The organism is Streptomyces sp. NPDC018031, assembly GCF_044327625.1.
In the GTDB taxonomy this organism is placed as follows: Bacteria; Actinomycetota; Actinomycetes; order Streptomycetales; family Streptomycetaceae; genus Streptomyces.
In genome coordinates this window covers 282021-298334 of sequence record NZ_JBIRFT010000005.1, presented here as the reverse complement: position 1 = coordinate 298334, position 16314 = coordinate 282021, and the positions used below count along the sequence as shown (strand labels likewise).

At 73.8% G+C, this 16314-nt stretch carries 15 protein-coding genes; 6 read left to right on the top strand and 9 right to left on the bottom strand.

Translation table 11 applies throughout. The features are described 5' to 3' along the window. Positions 1–44: 44 nt before the first annotated feature. On the bottom strand, positions 45–965 hold the full coding sequence (locus ACH4B3_RS15880; RefSeq protein ID WP_398463415.1) for a carbohydrate kinase family protein: 921 nt from the start codon (positions 963–965) through the stop codon (positions 45–47). An 819-nt stretch (positions 966–1784) separates the two neighbouring features. Between ACH4B3_RS15880 and ACH4B3_RS15875 the strand changes: the two genes are divergently transcribed. Beyond that, on the top strand, positions 1785–3482 hold the full coding sequence (locus tag ACH4B3_RS15875) for a carbohydrate-binding module family 20 domain-containing protein (protein WP_398463414.1): 1698 nt from the start codon (positions 1785–1787) through the stop codon (positions 3480–3482). Between the two features lie 165 nt (positions 3483–3647). Here the strand turns inward: ACH4B3_RS15875 and ACH4B3_RS15870 are convergent, their stop codons facing one another. The 5 genes from ACH4B3_RS15870 to ACH4B3_RS15850 form a co-directional block, all read right to left on the bottom strand. After that, the gene (locus ACH4B3_RS15870) at positions 3648–4880 is read right to left on the bottom strand and encodes a cation:proton antiporter (RefSeq protein WP_398463413.1); all 1233 of its coding nucleotides are present in this window, start codon (positions 4878–4880) and stop codon (positions 3648–3650) included. A 4-nt stretch (positions 4881–4884) separates the two neighbouring features. Beyond that, positions 4885–5355 (bottom strand): cation:proton antiporter regulatory subunit, encoded by a 471-nt coding sequence (locus tag ACH4B3_RS15865; protein ID WP_398463412.1) that lies wholly within the window; start codon positions 5353–5355, stop codon positions 4885–4887. Positions 5356–5604: 249 nt separating this feature from the next. Further along, positions 5605–6012 carry a GNAT family N-acetyltransferase gene (locus tag ACH4B3_RS15860; RefSeq protein WP_398463411.1) on the bottom strand — a complete coding sequence of 136 codons (408 nt, stop codon included), beginning with the start codon at positions 6010–6012 and terminating at the stop codon, positions 5605–5607. 308 nt (positions 6013–6320) lie between these two features. Further along, positions 6321–7244: an SMP-30/gluconolactonase/LRE family protein gene (locus ACH4B3_RS15855; protein WP_398463410.1), complete on the bottom strand. Its 924-nt coding sequence runs from the start codon at positions 7242–7244 to the stop codon at positions 6321–6323. A 106-nt stretch (positions 7245–7350) separates the two neighbouring features. Continuing rightward, positions 7351–7911, bottom strand: a complete 561-nt coding sequence (locus ACH4B3_RS15850) for a hypothetical protein (protein ID WP_398463409.1) — start codon at positions 7909–7911, stop codon at positions 7351–7353. 509 nt (positions 7912–8420) lie between these two features. Between ACH4B3_RS15850 and ACH4B3_RS15845 the strand changes: the two genes are divergently transcribed. Both ACH4B3_RS15845 and ACH4B3_RS15840 read left to right on the top strand, forming a co-directional pair. Continuing rightward, the gene (locus ACH4B3_RS15845) at positions 8421–9017 is read left to right on the top strand and encodes a TetR/AcrR family transcriptional regulator (protein WP_398463408.1); all 597 of its coding nucleotides are present in this window, start codon (positions 8421–8423) and stop codon (positions 9015–9017) included. Positions 9018–9284: 267 nt separating this feature from the next. Beyond that, positions 9285–10184 carry a putative RNA methyltransferase gene (locus ACH4B3_RS15840; protein WP_398463407.1) on the top strand — a complete coding sequence of 300 codons (900 nt, stop codon included), beginning with the start codon at positions 9285–9287 and terminating at the stop codon, positions 10182–10184. A gap of 60 nt (positions 10185–10244) precedes the next feature. On the opposite strand, the gene ACH4B3_RS15835 is transcribed toward ACH4B3_RS15840, so the two are convergent. From ACH4B3_RS15835 to ACH4B3_RS15825, 3 genes are all read right to left on the bottom strand, one after another. Then, positions 10245–10793 carry a DUF1062 domain-containing protein gene (locus ACH4B3_RS15835; RefSeq protein WP_398463406.1) on the bottom strand — a complete coding sequence of 183 codons (549 nt, stop codon included), beginning with the start codon at positions 10791–10793 and terminating at the stop codon, positions 10245–10247. A 341-nt stretch (positions 10794–11134) separates the two neighbouring features. Further along, complete coding sequence (locus ACH4B3_RS15830; RefSeq protein WP_398463405.1) at positions 11135–12370, bottom strand: serine hydrolase domain-containing protein; 1236 nt, start codon at positions 12368–12370, stop codon at positions 11135–11137. Positions 12371–12510: 140 nt separating this feature from the next. Beyond that, the gene (locus tag ACH4B3_RS15825) at positions 12511–13905 is read right to left on the bottom strand and encodes an MFS transporter (protein ID WP_398463404.1); all 1395 of its coding nucleotides are present in this window, start codon (positions 13903–13905) and stop codon (positions 12511–12513) included. 71 nt (positions 13906–13976) lie between these two features. Here ACH4B3_RS15825 and ACH4B3_RS15820 point away from each other — a divergent pair, with 71 nt between their 5' ends. From ACH4B3_RS15820 to ACH4B3_RS15810, 3 genes are all read left to right on the top strand, one after another. After that, positions 13977–14993 (top strand): GlxA family transcriptional regulator, encoded by a 1017-nt coding sequence (locus tag ACH4B3_RS15820; RefSeq protein ID WP_398463403.1) that lies wholly within the window; start codon positions 13977–13979, stop codon positions 14991–14993. Positions 14994–15076: 83 nt separating this feature from the next. Then, positions 15077–15469 carry a GntR family transcriptional regulator gene (locus ACH4B3_RS15815; protein ID WP_398463402.1) on the top strand — a complete coding sequence of 131 codons (393 nt, stop codon included), beginning with the start codon at positions 15077–15079 and terminating at the stop codon, positions 15467–15469. A gap of 106 nt (positions 15470–15575) precedes the next feature. Beyond that, complete coding sequence (locus tag ACH4B3_RS15810) at positions 15576–16250, top strand: response regulator (RefSeq protein ID WP_398463401.1); 675 nt, start codon at positions 15576–15578, stop codon at positions 16248–16250. Positions 16251–16314 lie beyond the last annotated feature (64 nt).

Sequence of the window (16314 nt, the reverse complement as noted above, 5' to 3'; positions counted from 1 at the left end):
CGCGGTGTCGCGGGCCGGGCGGGGTGGTGCCGCGCCGGGCGGGGTCAGCGGGCGGCGGCGCGCGCGACGGCGGACCGCAGGCCGGGCAGGTCGATGAACTCGGTGTGGGTCCCGGCGCTGCCGCAGGCGAACGCGCCGGAGACCGAACCGGCCAGCACGCACTCCTCGACCGGCCGGCCGGCGAAGTGCGCGTGCAGGAACGCGGTCACGAAGGCGTCCCCGGCGCCGTTGGTGTCGACCACCGGCCGTTCCGGAACGGTCGCGGGGAAGCGGCGTACCGTGTCCTCGCCGCGTACCAGCAGGTGGCAGCCGTCGGCACCGGCGGTGGCGACGACCAGCCGGGCACGGCCCTGGTCGATGACGGCGTGCAGCACCGGGTCCGGCCGGTCGCCCAGCGCGGCGGCGCTGAGGAAGACGATGTCGGAGTCGAGCGCGTAGGTCCGGTGGTGGGCGTCCTGGCCGTCCCAGTCGTGCAGGTCGGTGGAGCTGGAGACGCCCAGTCGCCGGATGTCCGGGTACATGTCGCGGTTGTGGCCGACGATCGACAGGTGGACGTGCCGGGTGCGTTCCAGCCAGGGGAGGTAGAAGTCGCGGGGGAGCCGGAGCTGCCCGGGGTGGCGGCCGTCGTAGAAGGAGAACCGGCGGCCTTGCGGGTCGACCAGGTTCACCCCGCGGGGGGTGCCGTGCTCGGACACCACATGGCTGAAGTCCAGGCCGTGCCGCGCGTAGGCGTCCAGCACCATCCGGCCCTGCGCGTCATCGCCGAGGAAGTCGATGAACTTGGTGGCCACGCCCAGGTGGTGGAAGCCGAGCGCCACCCCGTTACCGGTGTGGCCCACGTAGTCGACGACGGGGGGCACGAACACCGAGTCGCCGGGCGGCATCCGCAGCGCGTCGACCCGCACGATCGTGTCGACACCGGTGCCGCCGACCACCAGTACGTCGTAGTCCTGCCGGTTCCGCATGGGGCTGCTCCTTCCGCGTCCCCCAGCGGGGACGCCGGCTCCACGGTCTGCGCATGGCCGTCCGCCGAGTCCGGTGCCGGTCCGCCTCCGGGGGGAGCCGGGGCACCGGACGGCACCCGCCGCTCCGCGCCCGGGTGCCGCGCGGACCTCGCGTCCGGGGGCGGGTGCTCGCGCACCGGGCGCTCGGGGAGCCGGCCGGTGCGGAGGGGGCTGCGGGCGACCGGGGTGACCCGGCCGACGGTCGAGCGATGTGGCCTTGAGTGAAGCATCGCCAGGAAGAAACTGGCAAGCCCTTTCAGCAACTTGCAGTCAGCGCCCGGGATGCCCCATTTTCCCGGTCGGCCACCCGGCACCGCACCGGCACGGCGAACCCACGGAACGCACCGGGCGACGGGACCGGCATCCGTGGTGCGGGATGATGGAAACCCGGTGGATCCGGTACGGCGAGCGGACCGAGGGGCGCGGGGCCTGCCTGGAACAGGCCGGCGGGGACTGTCATGGAGCCCCGCGCCCGGACGGAACGGCCTCGAAGGCCCGACGGCCGGAGTCCCGTGAGGGGCATCCGGCCGCCGGGCCGGGGCCATGGCCGAAACCTAGCATCTTCGCAAGAGCTTGCGTAAGTCCTTGCAACGAGAAGTCCCCGATGTTTCGCGGCTGTGAGCCGGGTGTGTCCAAAAGGTTGACCACACAACGAGGGCCCCCTACGTTCTCGTCTGCAAAAGCTGCCACGGTTTGCAGCAAGACCTTCAATGGCCTTACGGGCAGGGCGCGTTGCCGCGAGGTCGCACGAACACCCGCAACTCCCCCACAGGAGGAACAATGGCCAGGAGACTCCTCGCCGGCGCCGCCGCGATGGCGGCGGCATCGGCGGCCCTGATCGCCCTGCCGCACCAGGCTCAGGCCGCGCCCCCGGGCGGCAAGGACGTCACCGCGGTGATGTTCGAGTGGCAGTTCGACTCGGTCGCCAAGGCGTGCACGGACCAGCTCGGCCCGGCCGGATACGGCTTCGTCCAGGTCTCACCGCCCCAGGAGCGGCTCCAGGGCGAGGCGTGGTGGACGGGCTACCAGCCGGTCAGCTACAAGATCGGCTCCCGGCTCGGCAACCGCGACCAGTTCCGGAACATGGTCAGCACCTGCCACAGCGCCGGTGTGAAGGTGATCGCCGACACGGTCATCAACCACATGGCCAACGCCCAGGGCACCGGGTCGGCGGGCTCACGGTTCACCAAGTACGACTACCCCGGCCTGTACGGCGGCGGCGACTTCGACGACTGCATGCGGGAGATCAAGAACTACCGCGACCGCTGGGAGAGCCAGCACTGCGAACTCGGCGGCCTCCCCGACCTGGACACCGGCGAGGAGTACGTCCGGGGCCGGATCGCCGGCTACATGAACGACCTCCTCTCCCTCGGCGTCGACGGCTTCCGCGTCGACGCGGCCAAGCACATGGCGGTCGACGACCTGAAGGCCATCCGCTCCAAGCTCACCGACCAGAACGCCTACATCAAGCAGGAGACGCTCTACGGCCAGGGCGAGGACGTCTCCCCCAGCGAGTACCTGGCCGTCGGCGACGCCCAGGAGGTCCGCTACGCCTGGGACCTCAAGCGCGTCTTCAACGGCGAGAAGCTCTCGAACCTGAAGAACTTCGGCGAGGGCTGGGGCTACATGCCCGGCGGCAGGTCCAGCGTCTTCGTCACCAACCACGACACCGAACGGCACGGCCAGACGCTCAGCTACAAGGACGGCGCCAACTACACCCTGGCCCACGTCTTCATGCTCGCCTGGCCCTACGGCTCGCCCGACGTCCACTCCGGCTACGAGTTCTCCGGCAACGACGCCGGCTCACCCAACGGCGGCAGGGTCGACGCCTGCTTCGCCGGCGGCTGGAAGTGCCAGCACGCCTGGCGCGAGATCTCCTCGATGGTGAAGTTCCGCAACACCGCCGCCGGCACCGGGGTCACCAACTGGTGGGACAACGGCAACAACGCCATCGCCTTCGGCCGCGGCGACAAGGCGTTCGTGGCCATCAACCACGAGGGCTCCGCCCTCGACCGCACCTTCCAGACCTCGCTGCCGTCCGGCGACTACTGCGACGTGCAGAGCGGGAAGAAGGTCACCGTGAACGGCTCCGGGCAGTTCACCGCGAGCGTCGGCGCCAACAGCGCGGTCGCCCTGCACGTCGGCGCCCGCGACTGCAAGGACGACGGCGGCCAGCCGCAGCCGGGCGACCCCGGGGCCTCCTTCAGCGTCAACGCCACCACCCAGTGGGGCCAGAACATCTATGTCACCGGCAACCGGCCCGAACTGGGCGACTGGAACCCCGCCGACGCCAGGAAGCTCGACCCGGCCACCTACCCGGTCTGGAAACTGGACGTCGACATGCCCGAGGGCACCAAGTTCGAGTACAAGTACCTCCGCAAGGACGGCAACGGCAACGTCACCTGGGAAGGCGGCGCCAACCGCACCGCGACCGTCGGGAACGGCCGCGTCGCACTGAACGACACCTGGCGGAACTGACCCCCGCGCTCGGGACCCGGACCGCCCGGCGCCGCACCGCGCCGGGCGGTCGCACCGGCGTCCGGCCCGCCCCGTCCACGGCGCCGGGCGGCTCCCGGCGGGGAGAGCCGGGACGCCGCGGGGCCCGGCCGCCGGAGTGAGCGGCCGGGCCCCGCGGGGCCCCGTTCAGTGGCGCTCGGACGTCTCCCGTGCCTCCGGCAGCACCGCGGCCGGCGCCGGTGCCGCCTTGCCGGACCTGCCCAGACGGGCGGTGAGGCGGGTGGCGACCGGCTCGGTGTAGCGGGCGGTGAGCGGGCCGAGGATGACCAGGACCAGCACGTACGCGGTGGCCAGGGGGCCCAGTTCGGGTTCGATGCCCGAGGTGACCGCGAGACCGGCGATGACGATGGAGAACTCGCCGCGGGCGACCAGGGTGCCGCCCGCCCGCCAGCGGCCCTTGACGGAGATCCCGGCACGCTTGGCCGCCCAGTGACCGGTGGCGATCTTGGTGCCGGCGGTGACCACGGCCAGCGCCAGCGCCGGCAGGATCACCGGGGGGATGCTGGCGGGATCGGTGTGCAGGCCGAAGAAGACGAAGAACACCGCCGCGAACAGGTCGCGCAGCGGGCTCAGGAGGTTGTGCGCGCCCTCGGCCACCTCGCCGGAGAGGGCGATGCCCACCAGGAAGGCGCCGACGGCGGCCGAGACCTGGAGCTGCTGGGCGATACCGGCCACCAGCAGGGTCAGCCCGAGGACCACCAGCAGCAGCTTCTCCGGGTCGTCACTGGAGACGAACCGGGAGATGACCCGGCCGTAGCGGACCGCCAGGAACAGCACCAGTCCCGCGACGCCCAGCGCGATGGCCAGGGTGAGGCTGCCCGCGGCCAGTCCCACCCCGGCCAGCAGGGCGGTGATGATCGGCAGGTAGACGGCCATCGCCAGGTCCTCGAGGACCAGGATGCTCAGGATGACCGGGGTCTCCCGGTTGCCGAGCCGGCCCAGGTCGCCCATCACCTTGGCGATGACGCCGGACGAGGAGACCCAGGTGACGCCGGCCAGTACCACCGCCGCCACCGGTCCCCAGCCGAGGATCAGGGCCATCGCGGCCCCGGGGAGGGCGTTGAGGGTGGCGTCGACCAGGCCGGCCGGGTACTGCGACTTGAGGTTGGACACCAGATCGCTGGCGGTGTACTCCAGGCCGAGCATCAGCAGGAGCAGGATCACCCCGATCTCGGCGCCGATGGCGACGAACTCCTCGCTCGCGCCCAGCGGCAGCAGCCCGCCCTCCCCGAAGGCGAGACCGGCGAGCAGGTAGAGGGGTATCGGGGAGAACCGGAAGCGTGCGGCGAACCGGCCCAGCAGCCCCAGGCCGAGGATGATCGCGCCGAACTCGATGAGGAAGACAGCGGAGGAGTGCACCTGATCACTCCCGACCGAGTATCGCGGCGGCGGCCTCGACACCCTCACGGGTGCCGATCACGATCAGGATGTCGCCCCCGGCCAGCCGGAAGTCGGGCGCCGGGGAGGGGATGGCCTCCGCCCGGCGCAGCACCGCCACGATCGAGGCGCCGGTCTCCGTGCGCATCCGCGTCTCACCGAGCACCCGGCCGTTCCAGTACGAGGTGGACGACAGCTCGACGCGCTCGGCGAGCAGCCCCAGGTCGGTGGTGGACAGCAGGTTGGGGCTGTGGTGCGAGGGCATCAGCGCGTCGATCAGCGTCTCGGTCTCACCGGCGGTGAGTTTCACCGACATCGCGCATTCATCGGGATCGTCCCGCCGGTAGGCGTTGAGGATCCGCCCGCCGTCCCGGTGCGCCACCACCGACAGACGGCGGTCCTCCCGCGTGGTGAAGTCGTAGCGGATCCCGATCCCGGGCAGCGGCGTACTGCTCATACGCGGAGCGGGCACAGGTGTCTCCCTTGCGGTGCGGTGGATGCCTACAGCAGACGCACGCCCCTGGGCGCCGCCTTGGGAAATACTTTACCCGTGAAACAAATCGGCGGATCCCTGGCTCCATCGGCGAAACCGGACGACCGAGGTAGGGGGACGGTGGGGCACCGGAGGGCGGGCGGCCGGGCGCGCCTGGGGCAGGCGACCGCGACCGGGCGGGGCGGGTGCGGAACCGCCGGGCCGCCCGGCCGGTCAGCGGCGGCGCCGCGCCGGTGGATCGAGGCGTCCGCCGCGCAGGTGCGGGCAGACGGCGCCCTGACCGGTGAAGGCCAGGCCGGTCTCGTCGGCCATGGCGGCGAAGAACGACCGGCCGTCGGCGGACTGCCGTGAGGTGGTCCAGTGGTACTCCGGGCCGTGGGCGAGCGCTTCGTGGACCGCGCCGCGCCCCAGGCCCTGACGCTGGCAGTGGGGGGCGACCTCGATCTGTTCGACGTACCCGATCCGGCACTCCCGGCATATCCGGTAGTCGAGGCGTCCCACGACGCGGTCCTTGTGGTCGATGACGACGATGGCGTGCCGGCCCTCGCCCTGCTGCGACCGCCGGTACCGGAAGGACACCCCTGCATGGCGAGCCGCGGTTCTCCAGAAGCGCAGGTTCATGCGGGCCACCGTACGACGGTCGTGCGCTGTCCGACCCGTCCCGTCGGGGACTGGATGCGGACCCTTCAACTCCGTTCGCCCGGAATGTCGGTGACGCCCCAGCAGGTGCCCCGACCGCCGGCGCCGCGGTGACGGTCGGCCCGAACCGCCTCGCCGGGACCGCCCCGGCACCGGAAGGGGCGTGGCCGGGCCCGGCCGGCGGCGCGCTCGCCACGGGCCGGGCGGGCCGCCGCACCACACACCCGGTCCGGTGCCGGGCGGCGGCCCGGCCGGGGCACCCCGGGCAGGGGCTGCCGCGGGGGCCCGGGTCAGTGGACCGTCACCTTCACGATCCGGCCGGAGGCTTCGACCACGAACAGCTCGCGGCGCGGGTCGTGGTCGCCGAAGCCCTGGGGCACGCGGACGCTGCACGGCATCCGCAGGCCGGTGGCCAGGACGCAGGAGCGGCCGGTCGCCCGGTCCACCCGGATGAGTTCGCCGTCGCGGAAGGAGGTGACGACCAGGTCCCCGCCGACATGGGTGAGGTCGTCGAGGAGTTTCAGGTCCCACGGGTCGGGGCTGAGCTCGGTGACGGTGGAGTGGCCCGCCGGGTCGTCCAGCGGGACGCGCACGACCGGCGAGGCGGTGCTGGTGATGACGCTCGCGTACAGGTCGCCGCCGACGATGTCCAGGCCGTTGGTGCCGAAGACGTCGGCGGCGCGCGTCCACTCCTCGTCCCTGGTGCCGTCCGGGCGGAACTTGAGGATGCCGGTTTCCAGTTCGCGGCTAAGGTAGAGGTTCCCGGCCGCGTCGATGGCCAGGCCGTTGATGCCGGACAGCCCCGAGACGACCGGCTCGGGCTCCGGCCGGGCGGCCGCCGGGTCGAAGCGCATGACGCCGCTGCCCGAGGCGGAGGTGAACGGGTTCACCCCGAAGTTGACGTACATCATGCCGTCCGGCCCGCGCCGGATGCCGCCGGGACCGTTGACCGGGAAGGAGGTACGCAGCGTGCCGTCGGGCGCGTACCCCTCGACCCGGTGCGCGGCGATGTGCGCCACCCACAGCGTTCCGCGCCCGTCGAACTCCAGGTTCTCGCGCCAGTCCAGCAGCGGGACGCCGCCTTCCCGGAACACCTCGACGCTGCTCCGCTCCGTGCAGGGCGCCGGGTCCCGCGGCGCCGTGGACGCCGCCGCCCGCGGTGGGGCACCGCCGGCCAGCAGCGAGACCAGCAGCGCCGCGGCGACGGCGGTCACGCGGGCGCGGGCCCGGGTTCGCGTCCGGGTCCGGGAGCGTGTCCAGGTCCGGGTGCTTGTGCGGGTGCGGGTCCGGGTGCCTGTGCGGGTTCGTGTCGTCATGGTGCTACCTCCCCGTGCCGTCGGGCCGTACCAGCCAGTCGGGTGCGAACGCCTGGGTCCGCCGCGCGCCGCACAGCAGGACGCCGGCCAGCGAGACCGCGAAGACCGCGGGCAGCGCGGTCAGCCGGGCCCGCCACTCCTCGGCGGGGAGGCTGTCGCCGAACAGCCCGAAGGCCGTGCCGACTCCGGACAGCACCATCACCATCCCGAACAGGTGCAGCAGGCCGCCGGCCGCGTCCGGGTGGCCGCGCAGCAGTCCCCGGCCGCGGAGGCCGATGGTCGTGCCGATCGCCATCGCGAGCACGCAGCCGGCCATGCCGAGGGCGCCGGCGATCGCGCGCTCCTCCCCCGGGGCGGCGTCGACCAGCCATGACACGGTGCACACGGTGCCGTAGCCACCGGCCCCGGTCACCAGGGTTCCGCAGCACAGGCTGAAGACCGCCGCGGCGGTCGCCACCGCCGGGCGGCGCGCCGGGGGCGGGGGCGCGGGGGGCGGCGGCTCCCGGCCGGGCCCGGTCCGGTCGTGCGGGTCCCCATGAGGGGAGCGGAAGGGTGAGGAGGTCACTGCCGGCGCCTTTCGATTCCGTCACGGAGTTCGTCGCGCGATCCCGCGGTGTCCCGGTTGCCGCTGCCCCAGGGCAGTGGGCGCCGCGCCGCGGGCGGGCGGAGCGGGGGAAGTCCCCCCGAGGGCACCGGCATCGGGCCCGTGCCCCCCTCCGGGCGCGGCCGGTGGCGTACTGCCGGGCCGCGTGGCGGGTCCGCCGTTCGGGTGATCGACGGCGGCGCCCGTGGTGCGACGCGCGCCGCCCACCGAGGTGAGCTTCCCGGCCGGGGTGGCGGCCGGGATCGCCGGGCTGCCGAGTACCCGCGTCGCGCCCGCGGACGGCGCGTTCGGCCGTTGTCCCGGGAGCCGCGCGCCAGGTTCCGGTGGCGTGCCGGCAGAGTCGGCCGGGCTGGTGGCCCGGTCTGCCGCAAGTATGGCGCCGGGACAGCCGATATGGAGCTACTTTCTAAAAATTCCCTCTAGTTCTACGTGCAGTAGGCTCTTCGCTATGACGTCGACGGGACCGCACCATGTCTCCTAAGCAGCAGCGTGGCGAAGCCACCGCCGACCGTCTTCTGGCCACCGCCCTGCAGGTGTACGCGTCATCCGGCCGGCAAGGGTTCACGGTGACCGCGGTCACCTCGGCCAGCGGTGTCAGCCTGGGCAGCCTCTACCACCACTTCGGCAGCTTCGACGGCCTCGCCGCCGCCCTGTACACCCGGTGCATGGGGCAGTTGTTCGAGGAGATGACCCGGGCGGTGCAGCGGACCCGGACCGCCCGCACCGGCGTCCGCGCGATCGTCACCGCCTATCTGCGGTTCACCGAGGAGCACCCGGACGCCGCCCACTTCCTGCACGCCTCCGCCTACTCCGGTTACCTCGAAGCGCACGCCGACCGGATCCGCGCGGCCAAGGCGGCCCAGCTGAGCGGCCTCGTGGAGTGGATGCGCCCGCGCGTGGAGGCCGGGGAGCTGGCGCCGATCCCGGAGCCGCTGATCGAGGCGCTGGTGATCGGGCCGGTCGCCGAGACCGCGCGCCGCTGGCTGTCCAGCACCTACGACGTGGACCTGGCCGAGGCCGCCCGGGTGCTGCCGGACCGGATCTGGCGCTCGCTGTGCCCGGACTGAGCGGTGACTCCCGCCGCGGCATGGGCTGCCGGCGCGGCTCGTAGAATGCGGGTATGAGGACCCCGCACCGCCAGGACGTGTGACCACGAGGCATTGAGGGCGATGCGGTAGGCATCGCCCTCCTCGGTGTGCCTGCCACGTGCCACGTTCCCTGCGCCGCCCGTACCGAGGCGGCGGATACCGGGCGCCTCCCTCCTCTGCGGCGGCGGCCCGCTGAGCGCGCGTGCGGGCACGGTCACGTCCCTTCACCGTTGCCAGGAGCGCCTCGTGCCCGCATTGCTTCCCCCTGCCCTCGAACCCTTCCTCGACCTGCTGCGCTGCCCGGTGTGCCGCGCCCGCCTCCGGCTCGGCCGGGGCGCGCTGCGCTGCCCGGCGGGCCACACCTTCGACATCGCCCGTCAGGGCTACCTCAGCCTCCTCACGGGCACCCGCGCCACCAGCGGGGACGACGCGGCCATGGTCCAGGCCCGGGACCGGTTCCTGTCCGCCGGCGGGTACGCGCCCATCCGCGGGGCCCTGGCCCGCCTGGCAGCCGAGGCCCTGCCGGGTCGAGGCACCGTCGTGGACGTCGGATGCGGCACGGGCTACCACCTGGCCGGTGTGCTCGACCAGCTGCCCGACGCCCGTGGGCTGGGGCTGGACACCTCGGTTCGCGCGCTGCGCCTGGCGGCCCGGGCCCACCGGCGAGCCGCCGCGGCGAGCTGGGACGTCTTCCGCCCCTTCCCCCTGGACGACGGGGTGGCCGACGTCGTGCTGAACGTGTTCGCGCCGCGCAACCCGCCCGAGTTCCACCGACTGCTCCGCCCGTCCGGCCGGTTGATCGTGGTGCGCCCCACCGAGCGGCACCTGGCCGAACTGCGTGGCCGGGTGGCCGCGATGGTCACGATCGACCCGGACAAGGAAGAGCGCCTGCGACGGGCGCTGGGCCCCTTCTTCGCGGCCGTCGGCACCCGGAAGGTCGAGTACACCGTGCCCCTGGCCGGGCAGGAGGCCATCGAGCTGGTGGGGATGACGCCGAGCGCGCGGCACCTGAACCCGGCGGACCTGGCCGGTCACGGCGCTCTGCCCGACCAGGTCACCGTTTCCGTGCTGGCCACCTCCTACCGGCCTCGCCGACCGCGGGCGGGCGGACCCGCCTGCCGGCCGGCGAGCGCCGGGCGCGGCTGATCAGCCCGCCCGGGCCCGTCCGGCGCGCCATGCCGGACGGGCCCGGGCCCCGGGCCGGGCTCAGCGCTTGAGCGTGAAGGTGAAGTCGCCGGAGAGCTTGCCGGTCAGCCGGACCGCCGACACCAGTCCGCCCTCCGCGATCAGTCGCTCGACCGCGGCCCGCGAGAGACCGCAGCCTTCGGCGATCAGCCGCACCGGCCGGACGGGGATCCGGGCCGCGAAGCGGACCGACACGTCGACCACCTCGCCGTCCGGGTGACCGGATCCGCCGGTGTCGAGGCGCCAGGCGCCGTCCCAGTCGAGGGCGACGCGGTTACGGCGCCGCACGACCGGATCCCGGAGCAGCTCGGCTGCCAGGTCGGGGTCGTTGTCGTGCAGCCGGTCCAGCAGCCCGGGCCGTACGGAGCGCACGTTCATCCGCTCCAGGACCGTGAGCTTCGCGGTTTCCCCGCAAGCGGTACAGAGCACCAGGAGCCAGGCGTCGATGAGCTTGTGGTGCGCGTTGACGCGGAATTTTCCGCCGGTCCGGAAGCGCTCCGACGCGCACGTGTGGCAGCGGCGGAGGACGATCGGCAGGCAGGTGGGCATGACCACCCAGGTGTTGAGCACAGAGGTACACCGGTTTCAGTGAGAAGTCCGCAGCAGGAAGCGGCGCGGCGCGGATGCGCGACGCGCGACAGATCAGCTCTCGGGAGGTCTCACACGGTGTACAACGGAACGTCCTTGCCCAGACGACGTGGTCGGCAGCACGGTAAGGGCGCACGGCGGCGCCGCTCCACCGGATTTCGAGCGCTGCACCGCCGGGCTCCGTCCGGCGGATCGTGGGGCGAGCCCGGAGTCGGCCGCCCCGGTTCCGGGGCGGCGGCCGCAGCGCCGCGCGCCGCCCTCCGGTGCGGGAGGACGGCGCGCGGGCGCCCCGCGGTCGGCGGGGCCTTCTCGGCGGTGCGGTGTCAGCGGTTCTCGGGCAGGTCGGCTTCGGCCGCGACGGCCGCCGGGGCGCCGCTCTTCACGGTGGACTTCTTGCCGCAGAAACCCGCCTCCAGGGTGCCGCCGAGCGCCGTGTTGGCCGCTCCGCGGTTGGAGGTGTTCGCCATCGCGGTGAGACTGCGCTTGCCGTCCCGGGTGGTGAACGCGTAGGTGTAGAAGCCCTGGACGGTACCGGTGTGGCCGTAGACCGAGGTGCCGCAGGTCAGGTCGTAGCGGCGCAGTCCCAGCCCGTAGAAGCGGGTGCCGGTCGCGTCGGTGGGGGTCATGGTGAGCATGGCGTCCAGCAGGCCGGCGGGCAGCAGCCGGCCGCCGAGCAGGGCGGACATGAAGGTGCTCAGGTCCGTCTCGTCGGAGATCATCGCGCCCGCGGACTGGGCCCAGGACAGCGTCTGCTCGGTGGAGTCGACCAGCGGCGCCCCCGCCTCGTCCGGGTGGAGGTAACCGCGCACGTGCCGGCCCTTGATGGCGGTGGCCGGGTGCACGTACATGGTGTTCCGGAGCTTCAGGGGCTTGATGATGCGGCGCTCGTACTCCTTGGCCACCGGGTTGCCGGTGGCCTTCTCGATGAGCATGCCGACGAGCACGAAGTTGGTGTTGGAGTAGCTGTACGCGCCGCCCGGCTGGGTCGTCCTCGGCTCGCTCAGCGAGAGGTCGACGAGCTCCTGGTAGCCGAAGACCCGGTTGCGGACGGCCTCGAACCCCGGGACCGTCTTCGCGAACATCGCGTTGGTGTAGTCCGACAGACCGCTGCGGTGCGTCAGCAGGTGGCGCACCGTGATCCGGGCGTCGGGCAGCGCCCCGGGCAGATAGGTGGTGACCGGGGTGTCCAGGTCGATCCGGCCCTCCGCCACCAGTTGCAGCAGCACCACGCTGGAGAACGTCTTGGTGACACTGCCGGCGCGGAAGCGGGAGCGCGGGTCCATCGCCGCGCCGGTGGTCCGGTCCTGCACTCCCTCGGTACGGACCCGCGCCCCGTCCGGGCCGGTGAAACGGGCCATGGCGCCCGGCGCGCCGGCCGCGGTGGTGTTCCGCAGCGCCCGCGAGATGCCGTCGAGGTCGGGGGCCACCGGCGCGGCCGCGGCCGGGGCCGTCGGGGTGGCCCGGGCCGGCGGGGCGGCAGCGGCCACCGGCGGCGCGGCCACCGCCACGGCGAGCAGGGCCGCACCGAGAGTGAGACGTCGTTCGATGGTCAGGCGCACGGTTCTCCTCAACTGGTAAAGGGCGGGACCCGGTTCACCGACCGGGTCCCGGGCCCGAGCCTACTCACCACCGGCGGCCACTACGGCGGGCCGCACCGGCCCCCGTGCCGGACGTGACCGCCCGGGCGGCGCCGAGCCGATCAGGCCCGCCGCGGGCCCGGCCGCATCCACACCGTCGCCACCGACGTCACCACCAGCAGCCCCGCGCTGATCAGCAGGCTCACCCGCATCCCGGTGACGAACCCGCCCGCGATCAGGGCGCCGAAGGCGGCGATGCCCAGGCCGCCGGCCACCTGGCGGGCGGCGTTCAGCACACCGGCCGCGAGCCCGGCCCGCTCGGCGGGCACCGCGTCCATCATCGCGGCGGTGAGCGGAGGCACCGTCAGCGCGCAGCCGAGCGCCAGCGGGACCAGCAGGGCGGCCAGCCAGGGCGCCGGAGTCGTCTCGTCGACCGGCAGGAGCAGCAGCAGCGCCGCCGCGGCCAGCGGCTGGCCCACGAGCATGGGCAGCCGGGGGCCGAACCGGGCGGACAGCTTTCCCGCGACGATGTTGGTCACCGCGATCAGCCCGGTCATCGGGAGGAACATCAACCCGGCCGACAGGGCCGAACGGTCCTGCACCTGCTGGAAGAAGAGACTGAAGACGAACACCATGCCGTAGAAGGCCACACTGACCGCTCCGCCCGCCGCGACCGCGATGGCCACGGTGCGGTCGCGGAACAGGCCCAGCGGGACCACCGGGTGCGCCTGCCGGGTCTCCACCCGCCAGAACGCCACCCCCGCCGCCACCGCCACCCCCAGCGCGACCAGGCCGGTGGTACCGCCCTCGATGACCGCGAAGGCCAGGGCGGCCAGGGCGACGGTGGCGGTCACCTGCCCCGGCACGTCCAGCGGGGCGGGCCGGCGCTCCGACCGGGGCGCGCGGACCAGCAGGACCAGGGCCACCGCGGTCAGCGGCAGGTTGACGAAGAAGATCCCGCGCCAGTCCCACACGGTGGTGAGCACCCCGCCCGCGACCGGCCCGACCGCGACGGCCGCGGAACCGCCCGCGGTCCACAGCGCCACCGCCCGGGCCCGCTTCACGGCGTCGTCCGGGTAGGCCTGGCGGACCAGGGCGAGCGAGGCGGGCAGCATGACGGCGGCCGCGACGCCCTGCGCCACCCGGGCGCCGATCAGCACCGGCAGGTTCGGGGCGAGCCCGCAGGCGGCGGAGGCGAGGGCGAACACCGTGAGGCCGAGGGCGTAGGTGCGGGTCGCCCCCGCCCGGTCGGAGAGGGCGCCGGTGGACAGCATCAGCGCGGCGAAGGCGAGGGTGTACGAATCGACCACCCACTGCAACCCGGCGGTGCCACCGCCCAGCGTGTCCTCCATCGACGGCAAGGCCACGTTCACCACCGACGCGTCCAGACAGGTCAGGGTGAAGCCCAGCAGGGCGGCGGCCAGGGTGAGGCCCGGGGACGGCCGGCGGGTGCCGGTGGGCGACGGCCCCGGCGCCGGGCGGAGTTCAGCGGTCTGGGTCGCGTGGTGCGTAGCCATGCCCTTCACTCTGGCGCCGCCCGGCGGCGTAGAGTAGCGGCCTGAACGCCATGCATCCGGAGGTTCTGGCCATGCCGCAGTCCATGCCGCCGTCCATGCCGCAGCCCATGCCGCGCCGGGCGCACCGCGTCGCCGTGATCGCCCCGTCCCCCGTGTCGATGTTCAACCTGGCCATCCCCGAGATGCTCTTCGAGAAGACCCTGGTGGACGGGCGGCCGGGATACGAGGTGGTCGTCTGCACGCCGGTGCCCGGCCGGATCGCCACCACCGGCGGCCTGTCGCTGGAGGTGGCCCGCGGCCTGGACGCCGTGCACGACGCCGACACCGTGCTGGTCGCCGGCACCGGGCACCGCTACGAGCCCGATCCGCGGACCGTGGCCGCGGTCCGCGAGGCCGCCGCCGCGGGCAAGCGGATCACCTCGATCTGCAGCGGCGCGTTCGTGCTGGCGGAGGCGGGGCTGCTGGAGGGGCGCAGCGCCACCACGTACTGGGAACTCGCCGAGGAGCTGCGCAGCCGCTACCCGGCGGTCGACCTCCAGGGCGACGTCCTCTACGTCCAGGACGAGTCGGTGATGACGTCCTCCGGGTACGCCGCGGGGATCGACCTGTGCCTGCACATGATCCGCACCGACTACGGCGCCGCGGTGGCCAACCGGGTGGCCCGCGCCGCGCTGGTCGCCCCGGTGCGGCCCGGCGGCCAGACCCAGTTCACCCAGACCCCGCTGCCGCCCGAGCGCGGCAACGCCTGCGCCGATACCCGGGGTTGGGCGATGCGGCACCTCGACGAGCCGCTCACCCTGACCGACCTGGCCCGGCACGCGGGCGTCAGTGTGCGCACCCTCACCCGCCGCTTCCACGCCGAGAGCGGGGTCAGTCCGCTGCAGTGGCTGCTGCACCAGCGCATCGAGCGCGCCAAGGAGCTGCTGGAGACGACCGCCCTCCCGATGGACCGGGTGGCCCGCGCCTGCGGGCTGGGCACCGCGGACTCCCTCCGCAGCCATCTGACCCGCCGCACCGGGCTCACCCCCAGCGCCTACCGGGCCCAGTTCAGCCGTCTCGCGCCGGCCGGAGCGGCGCGGGCGTCCTGACCCGCGGCCGGCGGGCACGGGGGCCGGTACGGCCTTTTCCGGGCCCCGTACCCGCCGGCCGCGGCCGGCGGTAGGTTCCCGGTATGGAGCGGATGCGCGGGATGCTGAGGTCCGACGACGTCGAGGCGAAGATCCGGGGCGACATCGCCGACGGGGTGTACGCACCGGGCGACCGGCTGCCCGGCCCCGGGGAGCTGGCCGAGGAGCTGGGCAAGCTCACCAAGGCGGTCGAGGCCGCGTACCGGCGGCTGGTCGAGGACGGGCTGCTGGTGGAGGGCATCGTCGAGCCGGGTTTCCTGGTGGCCGATCCGGGGCTGGACCCGGACGTCCGGGCCGCCATGCGGGCGGTGCGCTCCGCGCAGCTCCGGATGGAGGCGCTCGAACGGCGGTCGGCCGAACTGACCGAGCGGCTGGAGTCCGTGGAGCGGCGGCTCCGGGAGTCCGGCTGCCGGTGCCAGGGCGGACACCCGTACTGACCCGTGGTGCCCGAGGGGTGCCCGACGGCGCCGCGGTGGCCGAGCACCCGGTGGCCCGCGGACGTGCGGGGGACGCGCGTGATCGGGCACCGGGTACGGTGCAGCCATGACAGGGCGGGGACCGGGGATCCGAGTGCTGCTGGCGGACGACGAGCCGATGATCCGGGCGGGGGTGCGGGCCATTCTCGCCGCGGCCGGCGGGATCGAGGTGGTCGCCGAGGCCGAGGACGGGCAGCAGGCCGTCGGCCTCACTCTCCGGCACCGCCCGGACGTGTGCCTGCTGGACATCCGGATGCCGCGGCTCGACGGACTGCGGGCGGCCGCGGAACTGCGCCGGGTCTCCCCCGGCACGGCGGTGGTGATGCTCACGACGTTCTCCGAGGACGAGTACATCGCGAGCGCACTGGAATCCGGCGCGGCCGGGTTCGTCCTGAAGGCGGGCAACCCGCGGGAGTTGATCGCCGGGGTCCACGCCGTCGCCGACGGCGGCGCCTATCTCTCCCCCGCGGTGGCGCGCCGGGTCATCACCCGGCTGGGACCGGGCCGGCTCGGCAGGCAGGACACCGCGCGCGCCCAAGTCCGGTCCCTGACCGCCCGGGAGACGCAGGTGCTGGGCCTGGTCGGCGCGGGGCTGTCCAACGCGGAGATCGCGCAGCGGCTGAACGTCGTGGAGGGCACGGTCAAGGCCTACGTCAGTCAGATCCTCGCCCGGCTGGGCTTCCGCAACCGGGTCCAGGCGGCCATCCTCGCCTATGAGGCCGGTCTGGTCGCGGAGGGATGACCGACCGTCAACCACTCCGGCCGGGCCGACGCGTGGAGACCGGCGGGCCCGGCCGGACGCGCGG

Coding starts and splice junctions, on each gene's coding strand:
- ACH4B3_RS15810 (WP_398463401.1), top strand. CDS start 15,576: ATGACAGGGCGGGGACCGGGGATCCGAGTGCTGCTGGCGGACGACGAG.
- ACH4B3_RS15815 (WP_398463402.1), top strand. CDS start 15,077: ATGGAGCGGATGCGCGGGATGCTGAGGTCCGACGACGTCGAGGCGAAG.
- ACH4B3_RS15825 (WP_398463404.1), bottom strand. CDS start 13,905: ATGGCTACGCACCACGCGACCCAGACCGCTGAACTCCGCCCGGCGCCG.
- ACH4B3_RS15820 (WP_398463403.1), top strand. CDS start 13,977: ATGCCGCAGTCCATGCCGCCGTCCATGCCGCAGCCCATGCCGCGCCGG.
- ACH4B3_RS15875 (WP_398463414.1), top strand. CDS start 1,785: ATGGCCAGGAGACTCCTCGCCGGCGCCGCCGCGATGGCGGCGGCATCG.
- ACH4B3_RS15880 (WP_398463415.1), bottom strand. CDS start 965: ATGCGGAACCGGCAGGACTACGACGTACTGGTGGTCGGCGGCACCGGT.
- ACH4B3_RS15865 (WP_398463412.1), bottom strand. CDS start 5,355: ATGAGCAGTACGCCGCTGCCCGGGATCGGGATCCGCTACGACTTCACC.
- ACH4B3_RS15845 (WP_398463408.1), top strand. CDS start 8,421: ATGTCTCCTAAGCAGCAGCGTGGCGAAGCCACCGCCGACCGTCTTCTG.
- ACH4B3_RS15860 (WP_398463411.1), bottom strand. CDS start 6,012: ATGAACCTGCGCTTCTGGAGAACCGCGGCTCGCCATGCAGGGGTGTCC.